Origin of the sequence: Mucilaginibacter sp., from assembly GCF_028288205.1 — a bacterium.
GTDB lineage: Bacteria > Bacteroidota > Bacteroidia > Sphingobacteriales > Sphingobacteriaceae > Mucilaginibacter.
This window is the reverse complement of sequence record NZ_JAQBOD010000061.1, coordinates 34,823-61,215: the sequence shown is the minus strand read 5'-3', so window position 1 is coordinate 61,215 and position 26,393 is coordinate 34,823. Positions and strand designations below refer to the sequence as shown.

General features: G+C 40.8%; 24 protein-coding genes. 13 read left to right on the top strand and 11 right to left on the bottom strand.

The genetic code is table 11. From position 1 onward, the window contains the following. Window positions 1–98: 98 nt before the first annotated feature. Entirely contained in the window at window positions 99–740 is a 642-nt protein-coding gene (locus JWR23_RS15655) for a hypothetical protein (RefSeq protein ID WP_299517190.1), read from the bottom strand. Window positions 741–815: 75 nt separating this feature from the next. Between JWR23_RS15655 and JWR23_RS15650 the strand changes: the two genes are divergently transcribed. After that, window positions 816–1,829: a low specificity L-threonine aldolase gene (locus JWR23_RS15650; protein WP_299517214.1), complete on the top strand. Its 1,014-nt coding sequence runs from the start codon at window positions 816–818 to the stop codon at window positions 1,827–1,829. 45 nt (window positions 1,830–1,874) lie between these two features. On the opposite strand, the gene JWR23_RS15645 is transcribed toward JWR23_RS15650, so the two are convergent. Next, the gene (locus JWR23_RS15645) at window positions 1,875–2,906 is read right to left on the bottom strand and encodes an aldo/keto reductase (RefSeq protein WP_299517189.1); all 1,032 of its coding nucleotides are present in this window, start codon (window positions 2,904–2,906) and stop codon (window positions 1,875–1,877) included. Window positions 2,907–3,472: 566 nt separating this feature from the next. On the opposite strand from JWR23_RS15645, the gene JWR23_RS15640 reads away from it, so the two are divergent. Then, window positions 3,473–4,558 (top strand): DNA topoisomerase IB, encoded by a 1,086-nt coding sequence (locus JWR23_RS15640; RefSeq protein ID WP_299517187.1) that lies wholly within the window; start codon window positions 3,473–3,475, stop codon window positions 4,556–4,558. Between the two features lie 96 nt (window positions 4,559–4,654). Here the strand turns inward: JWR23_RS15640 and JWR23_RS15635 are convergent, their stop codons facing one another. From JWR23_RS15635 to JWR23_RS15625, 3 genes are all read right to left on the bottom strand, one after another. After that, the gene (locus JWR23_RS15635) at window positions 4,655–5,473 is read right to left on the bottom strand and encodes a hypothetical protein (protein WP_299517186.1); all 819 of its coding nucleotides are present in this window, start codon (window positions 5,471–5,473) and stop codon (window positions 4,655–4,657) included. A gap of 68 nt (window positions 5,474–5,541) precedes the next feature. Beyond that, entirely contained in the window at window positions 5,542–7,128 is a 1,587-nt protein-coding gene (locus JWR23_RS15630; protein ID WP_299517185.1) for a M56 family metallopeptidase, read from the bottom strand. Window positions 7,129–7,133: 5 nt separating this feature from the next. Next, complete coding sequence (locus JWR23_RS15625; protein WP_299517184.1) at window positions 7,134–7,496, bottom strand: BlaI/MecI/CopY family transcriptional regulator; 363 nt, start codon at window positions 7,494–7,496, stop codon at window positions 7,134–7,136. 102 nt (window positions 7,497–7,598) lie between these two features. Here JWR23_RS15625 and JWR23_RS15620 point away from each other — a divergent pair, with 102 nt between their 5' ends. The 3 genes from JWR23_RS15620 (at window position 7,599) to accC (ending at window position 10,837) form a co-directional block, all read left to right on the top strand. Then, entirely contained in the window at window positions 7,599–8,441 is an 843-nt protein-coding gene (locus JWR23_RS15620) for an SDR family oxidoreductase (protein WP_299517182.1), read from the top strand. A 54-nt stretch (window positions 8,442–8,495) separates the two neighbouring features. Further along, window positions 8,496–9,014 (top strand): c-type cytochrome, encoded by a 519-nt coding sequence (locus JWR23_RS15615; protein WP_299517181.1) that lies wholly within the window; start codon window positions 8,496–8,498, stop codon window positions 9,012–9,014. A 344-nt stretch (window positions 9,015–9,358) separates the two neighbouring features. Then, window positions 9,359–10,837: an acetyl-CoA carboxylase biotin carboxylase subunit gene (accC, locus tag JWR23_RS15610; RefSeq protein ID WP_299517180.1), complete on the top strand. Its 1,479-nt coding sequence runs from the start codon at window positions 9,359–9,361 to the stop codon at window positions 10,835–10,837. Here the strand turns inward: accC and JWR23_RS15605 are convergent. Then, window positions 10,834–11,289: an NUDIX domain-containing protein gene (locus JWR23_RS15605; protein ID WP_299517179.1), complete on the bottom strand. Its 456-nt coding sequence runs from the start codon at window positions 11,287–11,289 to the stop codon at window positions 10,834–10,836. The two genes, accC and JWR23_RS15605, sit on opposite strands and share 4 nt — an antisense overlap. An 81-nt stretch (window positions 11,290–11,370) precedes the next feature. On the opposite strand from JWR23_RS15605, the gene JWR23_RS15600 reads away from it, so the two are divergent. Continuing rightward, window positions 11,371–11,955: a riboflavin synthase gene (locus JWR23_RS15600; RefSeq protein ID WP_299517177.1), complete on the top strand. Its 585-nt coding sequence runs from the start codon at window positions 11,371–11,373 to the stop codon at window positions 11,953–11,955. On the opposite strand, the gene JWR23_RS15595 is transcribed toward JWR23_RS15600, so the two are convergent. Next, the gene (locus tag JWR23_RS15595) at window positions 11,956–12,285 is read right to left on the bottom strand and encodes a YnfA family protein (protein ID WP_366143539.1); all 330 of its coding nucleotides are present in this window, start codon (window positions 12,283–12,285) and stop codon (window positions 11,956–11,958) included. 25 nt (window positions 12,286–12,310) lie between these two features. Beyond that, window positions 12,311–13,459, bottom strand: coding sequence for a tetratricopeptide repeat protein (locus tag JWR23_RS15590; protein ID WP_299517175.1), 1,149 nt, complete (start codon window positions 13,457–13,459; stop codon window positions 12,311–12,313). Between the two features lie 98 nt (window positions 13,460–13,557). On the opposite strand from JWR23_RS15590, the gene JWR23_RS15585 reads away from it, so the two are divergent. After that, a complete protein-coding gene (locus JWR23_RS15585) occupies window positions 13,558–13,848 on the top strand; it encodes a hypothetical protein (RefSeq protein WP_299517173.1) in 291 nt (96 codons plus the stop codon). A gap of 81 nt (window positions 13,849–13,929) precedes the next feature. Next, a complete protein-coding gene (locus tag JWR23_RS15580; RefSeq protein ID WP_299517172.1) occupies window positions 13,930–14,637 on the top strand; it encodes a DNA alkylation repair protein in 708 nt (235 codons plus the stop codon). Between the two features lie 189 nt (window positions 14,638–14,826). Here JWR23_RS15580 and hscA read toward each other — a convergent pair whose 3' ends face one another. Next, the gene (gene hscA, locus JWR23_RS15575) at window positions 14,827–16,683 is read right to left on the bottom strand and encodes a Fe-S protein assembly chaperone HscA (RefSeq protein WP_299517170.1); all 1,857 of its coding nucleotides are present in this window, start codon (window positions 16,681–16,683) and stop codon (window positions 14,827–14,829) included. 105 nt (window positions 16,684–16,788) lie between these two features. Between hscA and JWR23_RS15570 the strand changes: the two genes are divergently transcribed. Beyond that, window positions 16,789–19,635, top strand: a complete 2,847-nt coding sequence (locus JWR23_RS15570; protein WP_299517168.1) for a hypothetical protein — start codon at window positions 16,789–16,791, stop codon at window positions 19,633–19,635. A 182-nt stretch (window positions 19,636–19,817) separates the two neighbouring features. On the opposite strand, the gene JWR23_RS15565 is transcribed toward JWR23_RS15570, so the two are convergent. Beyond that, entirely contained in the window at window positions 19,818–20,567 is a 750-nt protein-coding gene (locus JWR23_RS15565; protein ID WP_299517167.1) for a copper homeostasis protein CutC, read from the bottom strand. 69 nt (window positions 20,568–20,636) lie between these two features. Beyond that, window positions 20,637–21,638 carry a N(4)-(beta-N-acetylglucosaminyl)-L-asparaginase gene (locus JWR23_RS15560; protein WP_299517166.1) on the bottom strand — a complete coding sequence of 334 codons (1,002 nt, stop codon included), beginning with the start codon at window positions 21,636–21,638 and terminating at the stop codon, window positions 20,637–20,639. Window positions 21,639–21,734: 96 nt separating this feature from the next. Here JWR23_RS15560 and JWR23_RS15555 point away from each other — a divergent pair, with 96 nt between their 5' ends. The 4 genes from JWR23_RS15555 (at window position 21,735) to JWR23_RS15540 (ending at window position 26,217) form a co-directional block, all read left to right on the top strand. Further along, window positions 21,735–22,694: a YafY family protein gene (locus JWR23_RS15555; RefSeq protein ID WP_299517165.1), complete on the top strand. Its 960-nt coding sequence runs from the start codon at window positions 21,735–21,737 to the stop codon at window positions 22,692–22,694. A gap of 81 nt (window positions 22,695–22,775) precedes the next feature. Continuing rightward, a complete protein-coding gene (locus JWR23_RS15550) occupies window positions 22,776–23,213 on the top strand; it encodes an SRPBCC family protein (RefSeq protein WP_299517164.1) in 438 nt (145 codons plus the stop codon). A 137-nt stretch (window positions 23,214–23,350) separates the two neighbouring features. Beyond that, window positions 23,351–24,739, top strand: a complete 1,389-nt coding sequence (gene glmM, locus JWR23_RS15545; RefSeq protein WP_299517163.1) for a phosphoglucosamine mutase — start codon at window positions 23,351–23,353, stop codon at window positions 24,737–24,739. Between the two features lie 341 nt (window positions 24,740–25,080). Next, a complete protein-coding gene (locus JWR23_RS15540; protein WP_299517162.1) occupies window positions 25,081–26,217 on the top strand; it encodes a cysteine desulfurase family protein in 1,137 nt (378 codons plus the stop codon). Window positions 26,218–26,393 lie beyond the last annotated feature (176 nt).

The window sequence follows — 26,393 nt, the reverse complement described above, 5'->3', positions numbered from 1 at the left end:
GATTAGAGATACATTATGTTAAGTAGGGTTGTCAATTTACAGCTTGATAGGCCTAATCTCTAATTAACTAATCTTTGCGACAGGCTAATCTCTAATCATTATTTCCCCTCCTGTACTTGTTTAAAATAAGCTATCAGCTTATCTATGTTGCCCAGGCCGAATTTTTTGGTTTGTATTTTTTCAACCACATCGGGTTCATCGCCCATTACCTCGCTCATTATATCAATAAAATTATCGTTGGTTACCGGTTGCATTTCGGCAGTATTGGCGCCGTAAAAATATATGGTTTTTGTACTACCAGAACCGCCACCACCAATAGGGATAGAAATGCCGCCACCAATACCCCCTCCAAAGCCACCTGTACCACCGCCAATGCCAATTCCCGGCTGGATGCCAAACCCCCGGCCGCTACCTCCGGCACTGCCTTTGGCCTCAAACAGGCGTATAGGTGCATCAATAACCACCTTCACAAAATCCATGTCATATTTAGACCAGCCACCCTTTGGTGAGGCGGCAACTATAAAGCTGTCCCTGCCAGCAACAAACGATCGCAGATCGCTCGTGCTAAGTCTTATCGGTGTTGCTTTATCAGTTTCTTTATACTCTATAAAGCCTTCGTCTTTTATCGGGCCTTTTCCGCGCGGATCTACACGTATAAGTCCCGGATTTTTTGTTCCTTTAATATCATAAAAATAGCCGGGCTGCCACTTTTGTGATTTAGCTGATACAAACATCAGCATGAAGCATAAAATTATTAAAATTGAGCGCATAACTAATTAAAATACAAATAACGCATTTTTTAAATATTTAATATGATGACTGTTGATTTACGCAGCGATACGGTAACCAAACCAACTCCCGGGATGCTGGAGGCCATGTTTAAAGCTAATGTAGGTGATGATGTTTTTGGTGAAGATGAAACCATAAACCAACTGGAAGAAAAAGCAGCTGCCATTTTTGGCATGGAAGCCGGTATTTTCTGCCCGTCAGGCACCATGACCAACCAGATTGCAATAAAATGTTTTACCCAGCCATTGGACGAATTAATTGCCGACCAAACCGCGCATGTTTATCGTTATGAGGGTGGGGGAATTGCTTTTAACTCGGGCGTGTCAACCCGTTTACTAAATGGGTATAGAGGTATACTCACTGCTGAAATGATAGAGCCTGAAATAAATGCAGAAAATATTCACTACCCGCATACCAGCTTAGTGGTGCTGGAAAATACAGTAAACAAAGGTGGTGGGAGCTGTTATACATTAGAACAAATTAAACCAATTGCCGCGCTTTGTAAAGACAAGGGTTTAAAACTGCATTTGGATGGCGCCCGCATTTTTAACGCGCTGGCTTATACCGGCGACAAAGCTGTTGACTATGGTAAATATTTTGATGGTATATCGGTTTGTTTATCTAAAGGATTAGGGGCACCGGTTGGGTCGGTGTTGCTGGCTGATAGGGATACCATTAAATATGCGCGCCGTATCCGCAAGGTGTTAGGTGGCGGCATGCGCCAGGCAGGGTTTTTAGCTGCTGCAGGTATTTATGCGCTGGATCATCATGTGGAGCGATTGAAAATAGACCATGCACACGCGCAAATATTAGCCGAAGCGCTTGGCAAAGCATCGTGGGTAACCAATGTATTACCTGCCGAAACTAATATTGTTTTGTTTGACACCGTTGAACCGGCCGCCATTGTTTCAGAGAAATTAGCCGGGCATGGTATAAAAGCTTTACCTACTGATAAAAATCGTATCCGCTTTGTGCTGCATTTAGATATTCATCCGGAGCAGGTGGAGTATGTGGTTAAAGTCCTAAGTTCAAAATTCTAAGTCTGAAGTCATATATATTCAGACTTAGAACTTCTGACTATAGACTTAAGACTTAATCTCCCTGTCTGCTGATTGTCTTTCAACCATCCAGCCAGGATATTCTTTGGGCATGGCGCTTACTTCGTCAATTCTTTTTAGCTCATCTGCTGATAATTCTATATCAATAGATTTTAAATTATCATTTAGCTGATCTATATTTTTAGCGCCAATAATGGTACTGGTTACGCCTTTTTGTAAACGTACCCATGCCAGCGCAACTTGTGCTGTCGAAACGTTATGCTGTTTGCCAATCTCGCTTATCACATCAATAATGTCATAGCTTTTCTCTTTGTTTATCGGTGGGAAATCAAAAACATCCCTGCGCGAATTGCCGGCTTTTTCATTGGCGCGGGTATATTTGCCCGACAGGAAACCACCTGCCAATGGGCTCCATGGCATAATGGCCAGGTTTTGATCGGCGGCTACAGGCATTATTTCGCGCTCAATATCACGTCCCGACAGGGAATAAAAATATTGCAGGCCTACAAACTTGTTCCAGCCATGTTTATCGGCAATGCCTTGTGCCTTCATTACCATCCAGGCGGGCCAGTTGCAAATGGCTATGTAACGCACTTTGCCGGTTAATACAATATCATTTAAAGCGCGTACGGTCTCTTCAACCGGGGTTTTAGGGTCAACACCGTGAACATATAAAATGTCGATGTGATCCAGCTGTAAACGCTTTAAACTGGCATCAACAGATTGAAAAATATGAAAGCGGCTAAGCCCAACGTTATTAATACCCTCGCTCATGCGGCCGCGCACTTTGGTAGCTATTATCAGTTCGTTGCGGTTAAGGCCCAGATCGATTATGGATTGCCCTAACAGCGTTTCAGATTCACCATAGGAGTAAACATTGGCTGTATCAATAAAGTTAATACCCGCGTCTACTACGGTTTTCATCAGCGAGTTTACTTCTTCCTGCTGCACTTTGCCAATGTTGCTCCATATACCGCCGCCGCTGCCGCCAAAGGTCATGGTACCAAAACAGATTTCGGATACGGCTACGCCCGTATTACCTAAAAAATTGTATTTCATGGTTGATTGAGTTTGTTGTGAGATAAACCACAAAATTGCGCATTGTGTTTAAATAAAATAGTCAATAGATAGTAAATAGATAGTAAAACTTAAAATTAAGCCGGGTAGCCTCACCCTGCTTCTCCAAAGGGTATAGCCCATCAATTGACATTACGAGCCTTATATCAACAAACCTCTTCGCGGCGGTTTCCCATATCCGTATGCTGCCGGGATATTAACGGTTATTACATTAAAAAAATGGTGATGTAGTGTTTCACAAAATAATGAAACACATGAAACACTCTTTTAGGTTAACATATTGATTTATATTAATTTAACAAAATGAGTGAAACACTTTGAAACAGTACAAAAGCTTTAGGTTAAATAGTGTAAATAGCTTATAATAAGAATTTTATGATATTTTATCGATTTTTGCAAATTTAGGGTGAAACACCTGATGTGAAACACTTTTTTTTGCCTCAACGTCTGCGAGCGACCCCGCCGGTCAATGTCTCCAAAGAGTACTGGTAGCACTATTTACATAAGTGTTTTCAAACCTATCGTTATTATCCGTGTTGTTAGTAAGAATGGACCGTCTCGAAAAAAAACTCGAAAAAATTGGCCGCGATCCTAAAACAACTGCAAAAGCTGTGGGCCTGCGCTATGTATCAGACTCAACCCCCGGCTATACCCGTAAAAAGGCAGGCGAGGGCTGGAGCTATTATGACGCGGATGGAAAAGTGGTTAAGGATAAAGAGTTAATTACGCGTTTTAACAAGCTCGTTATCCCGCCTGCTTACACCAACGTTTGGATATCACCGCATGAAAATGGGCACCTGCAATTTACCGGCACCGATGCAGCAGGCCGTAAACAATACCGCTATCATGCCGACTGGAACGAAATACGTAATCAATCAAAATACCATCGCCTGCAAACTTTCGCATCATACCTGCCTACCATACGTGAGCGTGTAGATAAGGACCTGTCGCGCAGAAGCCTTGACCATGAAAAAGTTATCGCTTTAGTTATAAGGTTGATGGAACTAACCAGCATTAGGGTAGGGAACGAATCGTACAAAAAGCTGTATGGCTCATTCGGTTTAACTACCTTGCAAGACAGGCATGTTAAAATTGAAGGCAGTAATTTAAAGTTTGAGTTTAAAGGCAAAAAGGGGGTGTTCCATAAAATTGCTTTACAAAGCCGCAAACTTGCAAAGCTGGTAAAACAATGCCGCGATATACCGGGTAAGGAACTTTTTCAATTTTATGATGAAGAAGGTAAAAGATGCTCCATAGGATCGGGAGATATTAATACTTATTTAAAAGAAATAACCGGCGAGGATTTTACAGCCAAAGATTTTAGAACATGGTCTGGCAGTGTTAGTGCTTTATACGCGTTTAAAGAAGCCGGTGGATTTGATACGGTAACCGAATGCCGCAAAAAAATAGTAAGTGTATTGGATGATGTTGCCGTTAATTTAGGCAATACGCGCACGGTTTGTAAAAAATATTATGTACATCCAACCATCATAAAAAGCTACGAAGAAGGTACACTATTCAATTATATTAAAGAGCTTGATGAAGATAAGGATGTAAAAGCAGCGGAGTTAAATATAGCCGAAAAAGTATTGCTGCAAATTTTGGAAAAAGAAAAACTGGCCGAAGCGAGTTGATCCTATGATTTTTGCGGCCTGGCAATAAGCGCAATCAGGGTAATGAGTGCTGTTAATGCAATTGCCTGTATGATTATTAAATATTCCATAGCTGTGTTATTTTGCTAAGGTATAATCTGCCCAGAAATCTGTCTGGGCCTGGCTCATTTCGCCGCCTGCAGTAACGTTAATCATAGTAATATTGCCTGCAGGATCTTTGGTAATGTTTATGCCATGCTGCTCTACCTCGTTTACCCGTAGTTCATAAGTGAATTTATCTGCGTTATTTACCGAAAGGTCAAGCTGTTTTAAGTCGATAGACAGCTCCAATGTATACACCATTTTATTGTCAAACAACGCCGTGGCTTTAATGCCGTCTATATTGTAAACAGATATAAGGGTATCAATATTTTTAAACCCGCTTGTCCTTATCAATTTTGCCTTAGCAGTCATATTTTTATTGGTAACATTAATTGCAGAATCAGTTAACGGAGCCTGTTTTGGCGAATTTGACTCGATACCTGCATTTCTTATATTTACTATTGAACCGGGCGCAGAGCTGGTGTACTTTAACATTGGCGTAAACCTGTTGTTGTTTTCAAATACAGGGTATGTTATTGCCATCCCTTCTTTTTCATTCTTTTTGCCGGACTTGTTTATAAGCAAGGTAATCCCTGCGCTGCATATCCTCCTGATGACGGATGGCTCTGTAACTTGTATGGTTAAATAAAGTTTATTGTCGTCGTTTGCCATGTTGTAAAAAAAATCAACATGCTTGTTAAAAGCCTGGAATTTATTGTCCCATTCGATGGCTTTACCGTCAACTTTTATATTAGCCGGAGCGCGCAGGCTGGCTTGCTGCTCGGTAGGGAGTTTTTGTGCGTTTACTGTAATGCTCAATAAAATAATTGATAAAATTGTACTTAAAGTTTTCATATAGATATAGATTTAAAGGGCATAAAAAAGCCATGCAGAAAATCAACACGGCTTCGGGTTATAATTAACTATTGCTTTGCTTTTTTGGTGGTGATGAATAACACACCGTTTTTAGCCTTATCACCATATTTTTCTACCATCTCTTTTTTGGTATTAACATCAATGCTCCATATTTCAGATGCGGGGAGCTTTCTCATATCTTTTTCAGATGCTTCTTTGCCATCAATTATAAAAAGCTTATCAGAGAAGTTGTCAATTTTTGCGTCGTGGCTTTTGCTTTCACCCTCATCAATATTACCACCTACGAATACATCTTTGGCTACATTACCATCACTTGTTTTATAGGTAAGGGTGTATTCTTTTTTGGTTGTCGAATTATTATTTGCATTGGTTTTTGCATTTATCACTACAGCGCTTATATTGTTTTCGGCTCTTGTTCGTACTGATATTATTCCATCAGGAGTATGGTCCTTCAATACAGAAAAGCTTTCAATATCATTCGGCTTTATTTTCGCGAATTCTTCTTTTGATGATTTTTTGCCATTAACATACCAGATCACAGAATCATTTGTCTTGACAATTTTAAATGTTAATTTTTTAGCAGTATCGACCTTCCCTTCACTGGTTTCTATTATTGTAATTCTTTGAGCTTTTTTATTTGTATCGCTTACTATAACTTTATGGGTAACCTTTTTGCCGGAAATTGTAATGTTGTTTGTTAGTGTAACCTTAAAGTTATTTACAGAGGCTGAAATTGTTTTATAAGCAACTTTACCACCTTTAACCAATTCTGCTTTTGATAAACTAAAAGCAAACAGGCATATTAAAACAACAGGCACCAAAAACGCGTAACGCGTTAAATTAATGGCCGAAGATTTTTTAGCGTTCATCATAGTTATGCGTTTTTTAAGTGTCGAAAAATTAAAATGATTGGTTATTCCTGCTGATGTGGTTGCGGCAAAGCTTACGTTTAACAGGCTATATTGATAGGCTTTGCTATCCATGCCTTTTTGCAATATTTTACGGTCGGTAATAAACTCAATATTTTCGCGCACTGCCTTTTTTATCAGCCATACACCGGGATTGAACCAATAAAATATCACGCTTATTTCGGCCAGTAAAATATCCATCGTGTGCCATTCGGTAACATGAATTTGCTCATGTTGTAAAATGCCATTCAGATCGCCGGGATTTAAATTATCCGGGTTTATATAGATACTTTGCCAAAAAGAAAATGGACTGATATTAGCTTTAACAATACGTACGTCATGCTCCTGTATTTTACCCGGTTTAGAGTTTTTATACAATTTAAAAAGCGAAACCAACTGTATCAACAGTTTACCCGCAAATAATGCGGCTCCTATCCAGAATACAATTGTTGCCCAGAACCAATAACCCGGCTGTTGTATAAAATGCTCGGCAGGGGTTTTCCAATTAATGATGACACTTTGTGCCGGGATAGCCAATTGCTGATGCTGTTGTACAAAATTATCCAAATTAATAAGCGGATAAAGTGTAGAAAATATAATGGCAATGCTTAGGTACACACGATTTAACGTATAAAATGTAAGTTGCCTTAGTACAAAATAATAGCCTAAACAAAAAACTATCAGCGCTATATTTACTTTAAGCAGGAAAACAAATAATGCCGGCATGGTAATTAGGATTTATGGTTTTCAATTAGTTTAATAATCTCTTTTAGTTCGGTAGCGCTTATCTTTTTTTCTTTAGCAAAAAAAGTAACCAGGTCCTTGTAAGAGTTTTCGAAATAATCATTCACAAACCCGCTCATAAAACGTTTTTTGTATTCTTCCTCTTTTATAGTCGCTTTATAACGGAAAGAGTTACCCATTTTTTCGCTGGTTAAAAATTCTTTGCGTTCCAGGTTTTTTATGGTCGATGCCAAAGTTGTATAAGGTGGTTTCGGCTCGTTGATCAGCTCAAGGAAATCTTTAATAAAACCTTCGCCATATTGCCATACAGCCTGCATAGCTTCTTCCTCTTGTTGTGATAATTTTTCCATTATTATTACGATTGTTTCGTAAATCTACGACTAATTCGTAATTATCCAAATTTATTTTAAATAATTACCTGCATATCCATTTCTTTAACATAAATTAACATCATGGCTACAAAAACTACAGTATTAACCGGTGCAACATCCGGAATAGGAGAGGCTACTGCCTTAGCGCTGGCCAAGAAAGGGCATGCCTTATATCTATTGGTGCGGAATGTGCAGAAAGGTGAGGAGCTAAAAGAAAGGCTTATTAAAGAAACAGGTAACAAGGATATTTTTGTAGTAAAGTGCGATCTGTCTGACCTTGCAAGCGTTGCCGCTGCCGCGGATGAGCTGAATGCAAAACTCTTTAACATAAATGTACTCATCAATAACGCAGGGGGCATATTTAATAAATATGAATTGAGTAAAGATGGTTATGAAATGACCTTCGCCCTAAATCATTTGGGGCATTTTTTACTAACCACGCGTTTAATGCCGTTGTTAGAGAAAGGGCACGCGCGTATTATCAATCTAAGTTCAGACGCGCATAAAATGGGCAGGCCCGATTTTGATAACCTGCAAAAGCAGGAAGGCTATTCGGCTATGCGGGCCTATGGAACCGCTAAACTATTCAATATCTATTTCACCAAATCATTAGCAGAAAAATATGCCGATAAAGGCATTACGGCTTATGCACTGCATCCGGGTATTGTTAAAACCAGCTTTGGCGCCCAACTTTCGGGCTTTGGCAAAGCGTTAATATGGCTGGCGGGGCCGTTTATGATCACCCCGGAAAAAGGGGCGGAAACTACTATTTATTTAGCTACAGAAGCAAAAATAGAATCGAAAAGCGGCAAGTATTTTAATAAGAAAAAAGTAACTAAACCCGCAGCTGTTGCTAATAATGTTAATGCCCGAAACCAGTTATGGAATAGGAGTGAGCAGCTGATTAATAAAATTGAAAAATAATTGTTGCAACATTAAAAATAATCAACTATTTTCGATGACTTAATCATGACAATTATGCGTTTCAACCCCAAATTATTAATACCTGTATGCTTGCTTTCGGGAGCTATGCTTCTGGCCTCAATGACATTGATACAACAGGCCCCAAAAGAAGAAAACGAAAAGGCCGTAAATCTTAAAGTATTACCAAAAAATATTTCTCATAAAGATCTTGATCGTATTATGGGTCAGTGGGCATCATCATTAGGTGTTAAGTGTGGCTTTTGCCATGCACGTAACGAAGAAACTAAGAAAACAGATTTCCCGAGCGATGCAAAACCTGAAAAATTAATGGCCCGCAAAATGTATTTAATGGCGGCTAAACTGAATAAAAAATATTTTAAAGCTGAAAAGGATTCTTTAAACATGATGAAACTAAGCAGCGTAAACTGCTATACTTGTCATCGTGGTGTTGCCCATCTGGAGGCAGCTACATGGCCAAAACGTGGCGGTGGCCCGGGTCCCGGACCTGGTGGTCCCGGTGTGCAAAGCGGTCCTGGCGCTGGTGGCGCTCCGTCTCCGGATAAAAAGCCGTAACAAATTAAAAACATAAAAAGCCCGTCCTGCAAATGTAAGACGGGCTTTTTTTATAATGCCTGACCTGCCAATAGTGCAGACACATTAAAATTTCTTTGCCCTCTTTCCGCGCAGCGAAGAGAGGGCCGGCGAGCGTAGCGTAGTCGGGGTGAGTAATCGCCACCGTGCACTGGCGGTGATATCGCTTTATTAGTACTCACCCGATCATCGCTAAGTCGCTCGATCACCCTCTCTTCCGCAAGCGGTAAAGAGGGTTAGGATGGTGGATTTTTTTTAATATGTCAGCCCTGACCTGCCAATATCTTATTATTAACCTTTAAACAAATCTATTACATTTGTTAGGTATGCAAAAAATACTGATTGCCAACCGGGGCGAAATTGCTTTAAGAGTAATGCGCTCCGCGCGCGAAATGGGGATAAAAACAGTGGCCGTTTATTCGGCTGCCGACCGTAATGCCCTGCATGTGCGCTATGCTGATGAAGCAGTATATATTGGCGAGGCTCCATCCAATCAATCTTATTTAGTTGGGGATAAAATAATTGCCGCTTGCCGCCAAACCGGTGCCGAAGGCATACACCCCGGTTATGGTTTTTTAAGCGAGAACGCGGCTTTTGCAAGGCAGGTGCGCGAAGCCGGACTCATATTAATTGGTCCATCGCCGGAGGCTATGGAAGTAATGGGTAATAAACTATCGGCCAAAGCCGCCGCAATGAGATATGATATCCCCATGGTTCCGGGCACTGAGGAAGCTATAACAGATGTTAACGAAGCCAAACAGCAGGCTATTGAGGTAGGATTTCCAATCCTGATAAAAGCAGCCGCGGGCGGTGGTGGTAAGGGTATGCGTATTGTTGATGCCGCGGAAGATTTTGAAGAGCAGATGCAATTAGCGGTATCAGAAGCTACATCAGCATTTGGCGATGGATCGGTGTTTATTGAGCGTTACGTATCATCGCCCAAGCATATCGAGATACAAGTTTTGGGCGATACACATGGCAATATAGTGCATCTGTTCGAGCGGGATTGCTCGGTACAGCGCCGCCATCAAAAGGTGATAGAGGAAGCGCCGTCGTCTGTACTAACTCCGCGGATACGCGAGGCAATGGGAAAATGCGCGGTAGATGTAGCACGATCTGTTAACTATACAGGTGCCGGTACGGTCGAGTTTATAATGGACGAACAGCTGAATTTTTATTTCTTAGAAATGAATACCCGCTTGCAGGTAGAGCACCCGGTAACAGAACTAATAACCGGGATAGACCTGGTAAAAGAACAAATACGCATTGCAAGGGGAGAAGCCATCAGCTTTAGGCAAGAGGATCTTGAAATAAACGGCCACGCGGTAGAGTTGCGTGTTTATGCAGAGGACCCTGCCAATAATTTTTTACCTGATATTGGTATATTACAAACCTATGTTACGCCAAAAGGCCCCGGCATACGTGTTGATGATGGTTTTGAACAGGGCATGGAAATACCCATCTATTATGACCCCATGATAGCCAAGCTTATTGCCTATGGTAAAGACAGGACAGAAGCCATAGAACGTATGTTGCGTGCTATAAACGAATACCAAATAACGGGAATAACTACCACATTGGGTTTTGGCAGGTTTGTAATGCAGCATGAGGCGTTTACATCAGGCAACTTTGATACGCATTTTGTTAAAAAATATTTTACCCCCGAAGTGCTGCAAACCGGTAATGAAGACGAAGCATTAATTGCCGCGTTGGTAATGGAGCAGTTATTAAGCGCAGGCAAACCCACCGTTACTGAAATTTTTGGTGAAGCTTCTAATTGGAAGAAGAACAGGAAGAGCTTTTAAACAAGCGATTCTAATTCTTCAATAAAAGTTGACTGCGCCGGGTTTAGTTTTATTTTAGCCTCATCGGTTTCAAACCAACCTGCCCGGTCAATTTCTGCAAAACTTGCTTTTTTGCCCGACCGCGGCGGCCATTCCATTTCGAACAGGTTGCTTACAATGGTTTCATGATCTATATCACCCTCAACTGCCCACACGTGGACGGATTTGCCGCTTTTTAATTTTACCGGATTTAGCTTAATAAAATTGCCCTCTACTGCCTGCCCGGTTTCTTCCAGGAATTCTCGTTTAGCAGCCGCCAAAGTATCTTCATCATCCAAAAACTCGCCTTTAGGGATGGACCATACACCCTCGTCCTTATTTTTAAAGAACGGACCGCCCGGATGCACCAGGAAGACCTCCAAATGCTTATTAATGTTGCGGTACAGTAAAATTCCGGCGCTTTGTTTAGACATGGAGGTGCTTTATGATAAAACTAAAAGTAATATAATTAGTTTTGCTTTTCAAAAACTTCCCTTTAGGGGGTTAGGGCACATATGTTTACAGGAATAATAGAAACATTAGGTAAAATAACCGGTCTGCGGCATGAGCAGGGTAATTTGCATATTACAGTTGAATCGGTTATATCAAACGAATTAAAGATAGATCAATCCGTTGCGCATAACGGCGTATGCTTAACCGTAGTTGCCGTAGCCGATGGCAGGCACGTTGTTACTGCTATTGAAGAAACTTTAAATAAAACAAGCCTGGGCCATTTAAAAACAGGCGAGCCGGTTAACCTGGAGCGCTGTATGCAAATGAATGCACGCCTTGATGGCCACATTGTACAGGGCCATGTAGACCAAACCGCGGTTTGTACAGCGTTTAAAGAATTAGACGGCAGTTGGGAATATACTTTCGAATATGATGCGGCACCCGGCAATATCACTGTTGAAAAAGGTTCGATATGTGTTAACGGTATCAGTCTTACTGTGGTAAACTCGCAGGCTAACAGTTTTTCTGTCGCTATAATACCTTATACTTTTGAGCATACCAATTTGCATAATGTACGTAAAGGCTCTGTAGTTAATTTGGAGTTCGATATTATAGGGAAGTATGTGGCGAGGTTGATGCAACGGTAATTATTTCCTTGGCATGTAAATAATGATGCAGGCACCCAATACTGCTATAAGTGCGCCAATAATATCATATTTATCGGGTCTGAAGCCATCCACTTTCCATGCCCATATCAGCGCCATTATAATAAATATGCCACCGTATGCGGCATAAACCCGACCAAAATTGGCGGTTTGCCAGGTAGCTATTACACCATATAATACCAATACAGCGCCGCCAACTATGCCGTACCATAAAGGTTTTTCTTCTTTAAGGCATAGCCATACCAGGTAGCCACCACCTATTTCGCATAGGCCCGCCAGTATAAATAAAGATAAGGATCTGAGTATAGCCATGGATATAAATATTTATCCAAACATACTACTTCATCGACAATATACCAATGCGTGCGGTGCTGTAATCAATATAGCTTTGTTGTGTTTTATCGGGTTTTGCTGCAAGGAACTTTTTATAGTATTTAAGCGCACCTTTTTTGTCCTTTAGTTCCGTATCATACATTATCGCCAAAAAATAATAAGTTATTGGCTTATCATCATAGAGTAATCCTTTTTCGTATGATCCTTGCGCTTTTTTAAACTGTTTCAGGGTTTCATAGCTATCGGCTATTTCATTATAATAGGTACCGGTACTTGGTGATATACTTAAAAAAATAGCCTTATTAAAATAGAAGATGGCGTTTTTTTGATCTTTCAACTGCTTATAACAAGCAGCGGTATAATAAACTGAGTTTTCAGTTTGGTAGCTCTCTTGTATAGACAACAAAGCCGTTATCCCGCACTGGTAATTTTTTGTTTCGTAATAGGCACGCCCTAATTTTGATGTGGTTGAAGCCGAACTATCGCCAACCAATAATAGCTGTTCGCCGGTTCTAACGGTTTCGCGCCAGTTTTTTTCGGCATAGCTCAATTTTAACAGGCTTTGTTGTAAAATAATATTTTCCGGATCGGCAGCAATAGCAACCTTCAAAACCTTCTCTGCCTTCGGGAATTGCTTTTGTACAATGTAGGCGTCGCTAAGGTCCGATGCCAGGTCGGCATCCGTTGGGTTAATAATATTGGACCGTTGTAAATAATAAACTTCATTTTTAATATCAAGCTTATCATGGTATATCTGCGCCAGCCGTTTGTTAACACTAAAGTTGTTGCTATCTAAAACTATCAGTTTCCTATAATAAAATTCAGCTTTTGTGTTGTTCCCCCTGCGCTGGTTAATAACAGCTATGTTATATAGTACCGATTGATTGGTAGAATCTTTATCATAAATGCGCTGATAATAGCTCTCTGCATCAGGCAGCATACCTGCCATGTTAGAAGTATAAGCCAGGCGCGATAATTCTCTTGCATCGTTTACAGGTTCGGGGTAAACACCTTTAAGATAGGTAAGAGCATCGGCAAAGTGCTGGCCCTGGTAATAGTCGAGCAGAAGAGCGTCATCAGCCCTTCTGCTTTGCGCAAACAAATTGGTTAATAATACTAATAATAGAAATGTGGCAGATAGTAGGGTTTTCATAAAACTAAATTATTAGTTATAAATGATATGTCCAAATAATAAACAAAATGATATTAGCAGGGTTATACTTATTCATTAACTAATTAAAAAAACACATTATGGATACTTTAAAAAAGTTTGGACTAATGGAAAAGATTGTCCATGAATTAGAAGACCTAAAAAATAGCCAGCAGGCAATTATTCAAAAAATAAGTAAAATTGAAGTTGATAATATGGAATTGGGTGATAAGAGATTGGAAAAGGACCTGCCCGATATGCACCAACGTGTAGCAGATAATTTAGATACAATAGCGGGCTTGCTGGAAGACTTTGCCAACCAGACAAATACTTTCAGCGATAAAAACAATATCACCGCTTTAAAAGAACAAGAAGCACTTAAAGCACAATAAAAAGGCTCCGAATGGGTCTTTTTTATTTGTCGGTTTTATGTTATTTTTACTGTAGACAGCGTATTCAACTACGAAACCATCATGACAGTAAATGATATAATGGCCGATCTGCAGGCAAACGGCAGTGACAGCATTAAAAAAGTATTGCTCAAGCATGGCGTAAAAGAACCTTTTTTTGGTGTTAAAGTAGAACATCTAAAAACCATCCAAAAAAAAATTAAAACAGATTACCAGCTTGCCAAAGATCTGTATGCTACCGGCAACGCCGATGCCATGTACCTTGCCGGATTAATAGCCGACGATAAGCGCATGACTAAAGCTGATCTGCAAAACTGGGTAAAGGCAGCAGTATCAGATAATATTAACGGGTATACCGTGCCCTGGGTAGCTGCCGAAAGTAATTATGGATATGAATTGGCTTTGGAATGGACAGAGAGCAGCGAAGAATACATTGCGACGGCGGGCTGGTCAACATTGAGCAATGTAGTTGCCCTGAAACCGGATAGTGAATTAGATATAAATTCGTTAAAGGTCTTATTAGAACGAATAGAAAAAAGCATCCATACTTCACCAAACCGTGTACGTTCTGTTATGAATGGGTTTATTATTGCGGTTGGGAGCTACGTGACATCCTTAACAGATGACGCGGTTGCCATTGCAAAGAGGATAGGCCCGGTAACTGTAATTAAGGAAGGGACAGCCTGTAAAGTACCCGAAGCGATAGATTATATAGGTAAAGCAAAAGCCAGGGGTAGCTTAGGGAAAAAGAAGAAAACGGTGAAGTGTTAGCCTGGGTGTCATGATGAGCCCGTCGAACCATGGCGGGCAAAGGCCTTTACGCACGACTCTTCGACGGGCTCAGAGTGACAGCCCGCTTTTTTTATTGGCCGTTTTTAAAATAAAAAAGCATTGCACCTGAAGTACAACACCTTTTACCTTTATCCTTTTACCTTAAAGCCTTTCTTATTAAAAATAGGTCTATTCTATACTCTTCCCCTTCATGGCATGGCTTATGGCCTGGTCCATCAGGCGCTCGGCAAAGGGGCGGGTAAACTCGTTAACCTCGTCTATTTTTTTCAATATCGCATCTTTGTCGCCATTGGCTAAAACAGCTTTTAGCGAAGCTATATAATTATTGGTTTCGGCCAGTTCATCTGCCGATAAATAGCTGCCATTTTTCTGTATAAAACGCTCAACGGTATAAACCATTTGTTCACCCTCGGTACGGGCCTCTATTAGCATACGCTGGTTTACATCGTCTTTTGCATGGGTAATGCTGTCCATCAGCATTTGCTCCACCTGGTCATCGGTAATGCCGTAAGTAGGTTTAACTTCAACCTCCTGTTTAACGCCTGATCGTAGCTCGACCGCCTGTATTTTCAATATACCATCTGCGTTAAGCAAAAAATTAATATCCACCTTAGGGAAACCAGCCGGCATAGATGGTATGCCTTTCAATTCAAACTCTGCCAGCTTACGGTTTTCCTTTATCAGGTCGCGCTCGCCCTGGTAAACAGCAATTTTCATATTTACCTGTCCATCTTTCGATGTAGTATATTGCCTGCCTGCTTTGGTTGGTACTTTAGAGTTGCGCGGGATAATTACATCCATCAATCCACCCATAGTTTCAATACCTAATGACAGCGGGGTAACATCCAGCAATAAAATATCTTTACGGTTACCGGCTAAAATATCAGCCTGAATAGCAGCGCCCAAAGCAACAACCTCATCCGGGTTAACTTCATCATGTACGGGGCGCTTAAAAAAGTCAGCCACCATTTTTTTAACCAACGCGGTGCGTGTAGAGCCGCCAACCATCACCACCTCATCAATTTGGTTAATAGTTAGTTTGGAATCCCTTAAAGCGTTTTCGCAGGCCGTAATGGTTTGCTGTACTTTAGGTAGTATAAGTTGTTCAAAGGTATTGCGGTCGAGCGTGCACCATATATCGCCAATCTTTTCGTTAAACAAGCTTTGATGGGAGAATGCTTTTTTAGCTTCTTCTGCTTTTAAACGTAGCTTCTGAGCCAACTCATGGTTAGCTACCAGTTCGGCTTTGTTTAATTGGTTTTTTTCTATCCAGTATTCAACAATAGCCCGGTCAAAATCATCGCCACCCAAAAAAGTGTCGCCATTGGTTGACAGCACCTCAAAAATTCCGTTTTGTATTTGCAGAATAGATACATCAAACGTACCGCCCCCCAGATCATAAACCGCAATGGTTTTGGTTTCTTCAGGATTTAAGCCGATGCCATAAGCTAAACTGGCAGCCGTAGGCTCGTTCACAATGCGCAAAACATCCAGGCCGGCAAGTTTACCTGCGTCGCGGGTGGCCTGGCGCTGTGAGTCGTTAAAATAAGCCGGAACGGTAATAACCGCACGGTTAACAGGGGTTTTTAAAGCGTGCTCGGCACGTGCCTTTAATTCTTTTAATATCAGGCCCGAAAGTTCAATAGGTGTATAAAATTTATCGCCTACTTTTATTTTTACCAGGCTTTCGCTGTCATCGTCAATAACTTTGTACGAGAAGAAATCTTTATAATTTTCAATGTCTTTATAGCTGCGGCCCAATAAACGTTTAACAGAAAATATGGTGTTTTGCGGGTCGTTAATTAAAAACTCTTTTGCTTCATTACCCACCGTAACATCGCCGGTTGGGCCAAAGTGTACAATAGAGGGCACTAAAACACCTTTGCCGGTATCATTAATAACCTGCGCGTCTTTATCCTGATTAATAAAGGCCACTAACGAGTTGGTAGTACCCAGGTCAATCCCTACTATCAGTTCTTCTTTTTGTATAGAGCCTGTTGCCAGGTTAATAGAAACTTTAGCCATTGTGTATTGTTAACAAGCGGCAAATGTATGGAGTTTTGGCTGATGGTGTGTCATGATATTGTGAATTGCGTTATTTGGTTGTTTATTTGCAGTACTTTCACGCTAATGCTAAAGATTAAGGACAAAAATATATTAAGCACTATACTTTTACTGCTGCTCATTACTGCCACTACTACAACAATGGCGCAGCAATTTGGCGGTAACCCGCCATCCATAAAGTGGAAGCAGGTAAACACGCCGGCGGCCAAAGTAGTTTTCCCTGCCGGATTGGATAGTGCAGGGCTAAGGGTTGCTGATATTGTTCAGCAAATGAACCACGCAATACAGCCAACAATTGGTTATAAACAGCGGCAGATAAGTATTTTACTGCAAAACCAAACCATTATATCTAACGCGTATGTGGGTTTGGCACCCTTTAGAAGCGAGTTTTATTTAACTCCCGGTCAGAATAGTTTTGAAATTGGCAGCCTGCCATGGACAGATCAGTTAGCTATACATGAGTTTAGGCACGTGCAGCAATACAATAATTTTAATGTGGGCCTGTCTAAAGCGTTGCGGGTACTGTTTGGCGAGGGCGGGCAGGCATTTGGTAACGGTATTGCCATACCCAACTGGTTCTTTGAGGGTGATGCTGTTTTTAACGAAACCCATGTAAGTCAACAGGGCAGGGGGCGGTTGCCTTATTTTTTTAATGGTTATCGGGCTTTGTGGGATGCCGGGAAGGATTATAGCTGGATGAAGCTGCGCAATGGCTCGTATCGCGATTATATACCCGATTGGTACCCCATGGGATATATGATGGTGGCGTATGGGCGCGAAAAGTATGGGGATGATTTTTGGAAAAAAGTAACACATGATGCCGCGGCTTTTAATGGTTTATTTTATCCTTTACAAAAAGCGATCAGAAAATATTCGGGCGAGAGTTTTGCACAGTTCAGAAATGATGGATTTAACTATTTTAAGGATCAATACACCGCTGATTCACTCAATCACTCATCCACTCAATCACTTATTAATAAAACGCAGCATTTTATAGCCAGCCGGGAATATCCGGCCTATGTAAATGACAGCACCCTGATTTACATGAAAAGCACCTACGAGTATTTACCGCAGTTTGTGCTAAATACAAATGGGCACGAAAAAAAGGTTGGTGTACGGTCTGTATCCATAGATAATTACTTTGATTATCATAACGGTAAAGTTGTTTATGCCACATATCACCCCGATAAGCGCTGGAGCTATCGTGACTATAGCGAATTGCAGGTTTTAGATATTAATACTGGCGAAGAGCATCGTCTAACAAAGCATACCAAGTATTTTTCGCCGGCATTTAATAACGATGCTACACAGGTAGTTGCGGTACAGGTTAGCCCGACAGGTAAGAATATGTTGCATATATTAAGTGCGAATGATGGTAAGGTTTTATCGATAGTACCAAATAGCACCAACCTGTTTTATACTTACCCCAAATTTTATGGGAATGCCCAACTGGTATCAGCAGTGCGAAATACTGATGGGAAAATGAGTTTGGCAATAATTGATATAAAAACAGGCAAAGCAAGGTATTTGCTGCCGTTCTCTTATCAGCCTATATCCTTTCCGGCAGTTCATGGCGACACCATTTATTTTTCGGCAACCGCTGGTATTAATGACCGTTTATTTGCGGTAGTTGCAGGCACAGGCAAACTGTTGGGACTGCAACAATTGCCCGGAGCAATAAACAAATACCAACCCGCTATTACCCATAATAAGCTGGCCTGGGTGGAGTTTACGGCTTATGGCTATAAATTACAGCAAGCTAATAATAGTGCCGCCAACTGGACTATATTGCCGGGTAATAAGATGGGCGGAGGATTACCTGATTTTAAAATATCAGCATTAAAAAGAGATTCGTCAACAGGTCTGCTGGCGACAATTACAGATAAGCCGCTTCCTGTAACTAATTATAATAAGGGCTATCACCTGTTCAACTTTCATAGTTTAATACCAAATTTTAATGACCCTAATTATAAGTTTTCGTTAGTGGGCGAGAATGTGTTAAATACGTTTCAATCTGAATTGTCTTTTAATTATAACCGTAACGAGGGGTATAAGCAGTTTGGCTTTAATGCCGTATATGGCGCATTGTTCCCTTATATATCAGGCGGGGTTGATTATATTTTAGACAGACGAGGGTATTACAAAGGCAGCAACATATACTGGAACGAAAGCGATATACACGCCGGCTTACAACTGCCTTTAAATTTTAGCAGCGGCAAACAATTTACGGGCTTAAGTATTGGCAGTGATATTTATTATAAACAAAGCACATTTCAGCAGGCCTATAGAAGTCTGTTTAATGACAGAAATTATACCTACCTAAATAATTATGTCACTTTCTCTAACCACATACAGCAGGCAAAAAAGAATATTTACCCCCGGTTGGGCGAAACCATCAGCTTAAATTATAAAACAGCCATAACGGGTACAAACGCCAACCAGTTCCTGGCATCGGGTACGTTTTATTTGCCGGGGATATTGGTTAACCATAACCTGGTTATCAATGCAGCGCATCAGCAAAAAGGTGCGGATAATGTGGTTGATTTTTCTAATAATTTCCCTTTTTCGCGGGGTTATACTGCCCAGAATTTGCATAACATGAATAAGGTCGGGGTTAATTATCATTTCCCGATAATATACCCGGATGCAGGTGTAGCCAATACCATTTATTTTTTGCGGATAAGGGGCAATATGTTTTATGACTATACCCATGCCACAGACTTTTATACCAACGGTACGGTGTTTAAAGGCGACTTCCGTTCAACCGGGGGCGAGGTGTTTTTTGATACTAAGTGGTTCAACCAGCAACAGTTAACTTTTGGTATAAGATACAGCCGTTTGCTGGATAACGATCTGTTTGGCGGCACCGGGCGAAATCGTATTGAATTGGTGTTGCCGGTTACTTTTTTCTGAAAATACTTTTATTATTACTTATAAGAATCTGTTTAAAAACAATAACAGGGCGTCATTGAGGAACGAAGCAATGACGCTTTATTTGTTATTCATATATGAAACTTGAACAGCTTCTAAGTAATTGTAAATTTTATATGAAGTTTTTATAAGGGCATAGCCGGGAGTATATCGTTGTAGCTATACTACACCCCCGCGTTTGCCTTTTTCAGTACATTTCTTACTCGCTCGGCACTGGTGGTATCAAAAGAATACTCATCGCCATAGCTGCTGCCCATAACTATACGGTCATTGATGTATTGCATTTTGCTTTTTACCCGGGTTAACAAAGTAGCGTGTATTTCATTTACATCGGTAAATATAATAAGGTCGGCAACGTTTATTTCGGTTATGCCGCTGCCGGCCATAATGGTTATCCGCCCGTTGGCTTTTTTAACCAGTTCACTTATGGTGCGCGATCCCTCTATCGCTGTACTCTTTCCGCCAGAAGTTAAAATACGTTCAAATCCTACCTCAATAATATCCTCCATCGCCCTGAACTGATCGGCACACATATCAAACGCCCGGTGAAATGTAGCGCCTAATCCTGCCTGTTTAGCTAATTGTACCAGTTGTGTACAACGCTTCTTATCTATTGATCCATCAGCTTTTAATATACCTGTTACAATACCGTCGCAGCCCGCTTCAATGCAATATTTTACATCAGCAAGCATGGTTTCAAATTCAATATCGTTGTATAAAAAATCGCTGCCACGCGGGCGTATCAGCACATACAGTTTAATTTTTAATAATTTTCGGGCTGTTAATATTTGTCCGGGCGATGGCGTTGTTCCCCCATCATATAAATTATCGCATAGCTCAACTCTTATAGCGCCCCCTTCCTGCGCCGCTAAAGCCGAAGTAATGGAACTGGCGCAAATCTCGAGGGAGATCATAATTAATAACAGGGGCTAATTGAGTGTAAATATAGGTTATAAGGAAAATGTTTGCAATAGCGGGCTTTTTCAATAAAAACTTTTACCAGGAATAACCAGATCCTGATTTTTTGAATCGCAAACAGCAAACGTAAATCCTTTTTGAATAGCATAAGCACCATACTGGCCCTTTTTATTTATGGCTAAAAAACCAACTTGTATTTTCTTAGCAGCTTCGGGTTTCTTTTTGATGATACGCCTAACCGCTTCTTTACATGCATCCTGCGGCGAATAACCCTGGCGCATCAGTTCAACTACCAAAAAGCTGCCTACATTACGTATAACCTCTTCGCCAACCCCGGTTGATGTTGCGCCGCCAACCTCATTATCAATATACAGGCCCGCGCCAATTATAGGGCTGTCGCCAACACGGCCGCGCAGCTTAAAGGCCATGCCGCTGGTAGTACAGGCGCCGCATATATTTCCTTTGGCATCAATGGCCAGCATACCAATAGTATCATGGTTGTATTTACCGCCGGGCATTTGGTTTTCACTATTCATAACCGGCTTATATTCGGCCTTTTTAAGCCAGTCCTTCCATGCTTTTTCAGATTCGGGCGTTAATAATTTCTCTGATTTAAAACCTTGCTCCAGTGCAAATTGCCGGGCACCATCGCCAACCAATAAAACGTGTGGAGTTTTTTCCATTACCAGGCGCGCTACCGATATAGGGTGCGCTATGTCTTCCATGCCGGCTACGGCACCGCAATTGCCTTGTTCATCCATTATACACGCATCCAAAGTAACGTGCCCGTCCCTATCAGGATACCCTGCTCTGCCCACACTATGATTTTTCAGATCAGCCTCTGGTATTTTTACCCCGGCCTCAACAGCATCCAGTGCGCGGCCACCTTTTGACAGTGTTTTCCAGGCCTCTTTATTGGCTGCAACACCAAAATCCCAGGTAGAGATAACTATAGGATAATTTGCGTGTTGAATATTTAAAACAGATCTGGCAGCAGCAGATGCAAATAATGCGGTTAGCGAAGCACTAATGGACGACACTTTAATGAACTTACGGCGATTATACATAAGGGCAATATAAAGAAAACTGTGGGCCTAATTAATGTATTTAGATAATTTGCAATTAATTACGATAGTTTGCCTGAAAATTTATACTTTAACTACATGAATCGCATTGACCGCATCTCAGCTATTTTAATACAATTACAATCGCGCAGAGTTGTAAAGGCTGCTGATATTGCCGGACGGTTTAACATTAGTTTGCGCACTGTTTACCGCGATATAAAAACACTTGAAGAAGCCGGCATCCCCTTAATTGGCGAGGCCGGGGTTGGGTATTCTATAATGGATGGCTACCGCTTGCCGCCGGTAATGTTTACCAAAGAAGAAGCCACCGCGTTTTTAACTGCCGAAAAATTTGTTGAGAAGTTAACGGATGCATCTACCATGGCGCAGTACAAATCGGCTATGTACAAGGTTAGGGCAATATTAAAAACTACCGAAAAGGACCTGCTGGAAGGAATGGATGACAGGATAGCGGTTTTAAAAACAGTAAATCAACCTGCAATGCCGGCTAATGATCATATTCAGACTGTTTTATATAGCATAGCTCAAAAAAAGGTTTTAGCACTTAATTATTTTGCCCGGCATAGCCAGGAACATACTAAAAGGTATGTTGAACCTATCGGCATATTTTATTTAGCCAATTATTGGCACCTGATAGCTTATTGCCGTTTAAGAAAGGATTATCGTGATTTTAGGATCGACCGCATAAAAAATCTAACAGTTACTGATGAGTGTTATAGCAATGAGCACCCCGATTTAAAAGCGTATATAGCACAAACTGCAAAGGAGAAAGAACTGGAAGCTGTAGTTATTATTGTTGAAAAGTGTATCCATGGATTTTTAGAGAACCAAAAATATTATAGCGGTTTTATATCAGAAAAGGAAGTTGACGACACCATTGAAATGACTTTTTTAACCAACTCGTTAGAGGGTTTTGCCCGTTGGTACATGATGTTTGGCGAACAGGCCGAAATTATTACACCCGATAGCCTTAAAGACCGGGTGCGGCAACTCGCCGAAAAACTACTGCAAAGAAACTTTAATGCTGTAACCTACTGACATAGGGTTGTCAATTGCCGGTTGTTTATTTGCAAACAGATAACATAAATAGCTGTTTAACATATACTAACTAAAGCAATCATGGCAAACCTAAATTTAAAAACATCCATCACCGTTAACGCGCCGGCCGACCAGGTTTGGCAAGCATTAACCAACCCTGTAATTGTAAAACAATACTTTTTTGGTACAAATGTAAAATCCGACTGGAAAAAAGGCAGCCAAATCATCTGGAGTGGTGAGTGGGAGGGTCATGCTTATGAGGATCATGGTACTATTTTAGAAATAACGCCGGGTACTTATGTAAAATACAGTTACTGGAGCAGTATGGGCGGAACAGAAGATAAACCCGAAAATTATCAGAATGTAAGTTATGACCTAAAAGAAAAAGATGGCATAACCACGCTTGAGATAGGCCAGGAAAATATTAAGGACGAAGCAGCTAAAGAGCATTCCGAACAAAACTGGCAGGCTATTTTTGGTAAGATGAAAGAAATGGTAGAGGGCGGATTGGTAAAATAATCTTTTTGTTTTTACTCCGCGGAAGAGAGGGCTTTTAAATGTCAATAAAAAATCTTCCCTTCAAGTGGAGATTTAGAGGCTGATAGTATATTGCTTAAATATCCTTACTTTTGCCCCGTTAATAATTCGATGATATTTTGACTTTAATAAAATCAATTTCGGGTATACGCGGCACTATTGGCGGTGCAGCCGGCGAGGGTTTAACGCCGGTGGATATCGTAAAATTCACTTCGGCATATGGCGCCTGGGCTGTTAAAAAAACCGGTATAAACAAGATAGTATTGGGCCGCGACGCGCGTATTTCGGGCAGCATGGTGAATAATCTGGTTACCGGTACATTGCAGGGCTTAGGTATTGATGTAGTTGATATTGGCTTGTCTACAACCCCAACGGTTGAAATTGCTGTACCATTAGAGAAAGCTGCCGGAGGTATTATACTTACCGCCAGCCATAATCCCAAACAATGGAACGCCTTGAAGCTATTAAATGCTGATGGTGAATTTATTAGTGGTGCAGATGGTGAAGAGGTGTTAGCAATTGCCGAAAGCAGTGATTTTAACTACGCCGAAGTTAATGCTTTAGGCAAGGTTAAATTTGACGACAGCTACCTGCAAAAACATATTAACCAGATACTGGCCCTGCCATTGGTTGATGTGGGCGCTATAGCAAAAGCCAATTTTAAAGTAGTAATTGATTGTGTTAACTCTACAGGCGGCATATTTGTACCGGCATTGCTGGAGGCATTGGGTGTAAAAACGGTATATAAATTATTTTGCGAGCCTGATGGCGAGTTTCCGCATAATCCGGAGCCTTTGCCTGAGAATTTGGTAGCATTATCAAAAGAAGTATTAAGCCAAAATGCCAGCTTAGGCATAGCCGTAGACCCGGATGTTGACCGTCTTTGTTTTGTTTGCGAGGATGGTAATATGTTTGGTGAAGAGTATACTTTGGTTGCCGTTGCCGATTATATCTTAAAAAATAAAAAAGGCAATACGGTTTCTAACTTATCATCAACCCGTGCTTTGCGCGATGTTACAGAGCAGGCAAGTGGCGAATATCATGCTGCCGCCGTAGGCGAGGTTAACGTGGTTAATAAAATGAAGGAAGTTAACGCAGTTATAGGTGGCGAAGGTAATGGTGGGGTGATTTATCCGGAATTGCATTACGGCCGCGATGCTTTGGTGGGTATAGCTTTGTTTTTAACGCATTTGGCTAAATATGGCAAGTCTATATCAACGCTGCGCAGTTCATACCCTAATTATTTTATCTCGAAAAATAAGATAACGCTTACACCTGAAATGGATATTGACGCGTTATTGTTAAAGGTAGAAGATAAATATAAAGACCAGCCACATTCAACAATTGATGGGCTTAAAATAGAGTTTGATAAACAATGGGTACATTTGCGCCGGTCTAATACGGAGCCGATAATTCGTATTTATTCTGAGGGTAATTCAGAAACGGTAGCTAATAATTTAGCTAACAAGATCATTGCGGATATAAAGGAAATATTACAACTCAGTTAATGAGTAATTGAGTGAATTTAGTAGTTGAGGAAGCGGATGAAAGTGCATTTTGGATGGAGATTATGATTGGCGGATATTATAACAAAAAGTGAAATAAGCGGTTTAATGACAGAGTGCAACGAAATACTAAAAGTTACATCGTCTGCCAGGAAAACCATAACAAATAAAAATAAAATAATGATTGAAAAGTGTATGATGGGATGAGTAAATGGATTGATAGAGTGCAATATGATGCTGTTTTATTAACATTCATCATTCGCTAATTCACTCAATCATTCAGTAAAAAACATTCACTCAATCACTCATTCGCTAATTCACTCAGTAATAAATAAAGTTAACTGATGAGGGTATACCTTGATAATGCTGCTACAACGCCGCTTGATGCGGAAGTAATGAAAGTTATGTGTGATGTGATGGAAAACAATTATGGTAATCCATCATCAATACATTCGCATGGGAGAGAGGCGCGGGCATTGGTTGAAAAGTCGCGTAAAACTGTTGCTAATTTACTACATACCTCGCCTGCCGAAATATTCTTCACCAGCAGCGGTACCGAAGCCGATAATACCGCCATACGTTGCGGTATTATAGATAATAATATTACTCATGCTATAACTACCCGTATAGAGCATCACGCGGTTGTTCATACGCTTGAGGCTATGGAAAAGGCCGGCACTATTAAGTTGAGCTTTATTGATGTTGACAGTAAAGGCAATATAGATTATGCCCAACTTGAAAAACTATTGCAAGATAACGAGCGCAGCTTTGTATCATTAATGCATGCCAATAACGAAATAGGCACGCTTACTGATATTGAAAGAGTAGGGAACCTGTGCGAGCAATACAACGCTATTTTTCATTGCGATACGGTACAAACCATGGGGCATTTTCGGCATGACCTGGGTAAGCTTAAGGTTCACTTTTTAGTTTGCGCCGCTCATAAATTTCACGGACCTAAAGGTGTTGGTTTTTTGTATATCAACCATAAAATAAAAATTAAACCATTGATATACGGCGGATCGCAAGAGCGTAATATGCGGGGTGGTACCGAAAACGTGTATGGTATTGCAGGTTTGGCCAAAGCTTTGGAACTTGCTTATGCTGATATGGAACAACACTGCCAATATATACAAGGTTTAAAAACCTATATGGCAAACCAATTGAAAGAAACCATACCGGGTGTTCAATTTAATGGCGAGACAGGCGAAGATAAAAGCTTATACACTATATTAAATGTTTCCTTCCCCGAAACAGAACTGGCCGATATGTTATTGTTTAACCTGGATATAGCCGGTATATCCGCATCAGGCGGCAGCGCTTGCAGCTCGGGTACAGATATAGGCTCGCATGTACTTACGGGTATTGGAGCCAGCAGCATAAGGCCGTCGGTAAGATTTTCTTTTTCTAAGTATAATACTAAAAAAGAGATAGATTTTGTAGTAAATAAAGTACGCGAGCTGTTTGCGGTAAACGCGTAAAATACAACCCTTATAATTCATCGCGCGGGACAAAGTAACCACGAATTTGCATAAGTGCTTAGCTTATTTGCGATTGCGCACCATCGCTCGACAAGCATATTTTTATTATTAATTTAATTTCTCACACGGAAAAAATTGGCACGTTTATGGCGGTTAATTAATTAACAATTAATAAT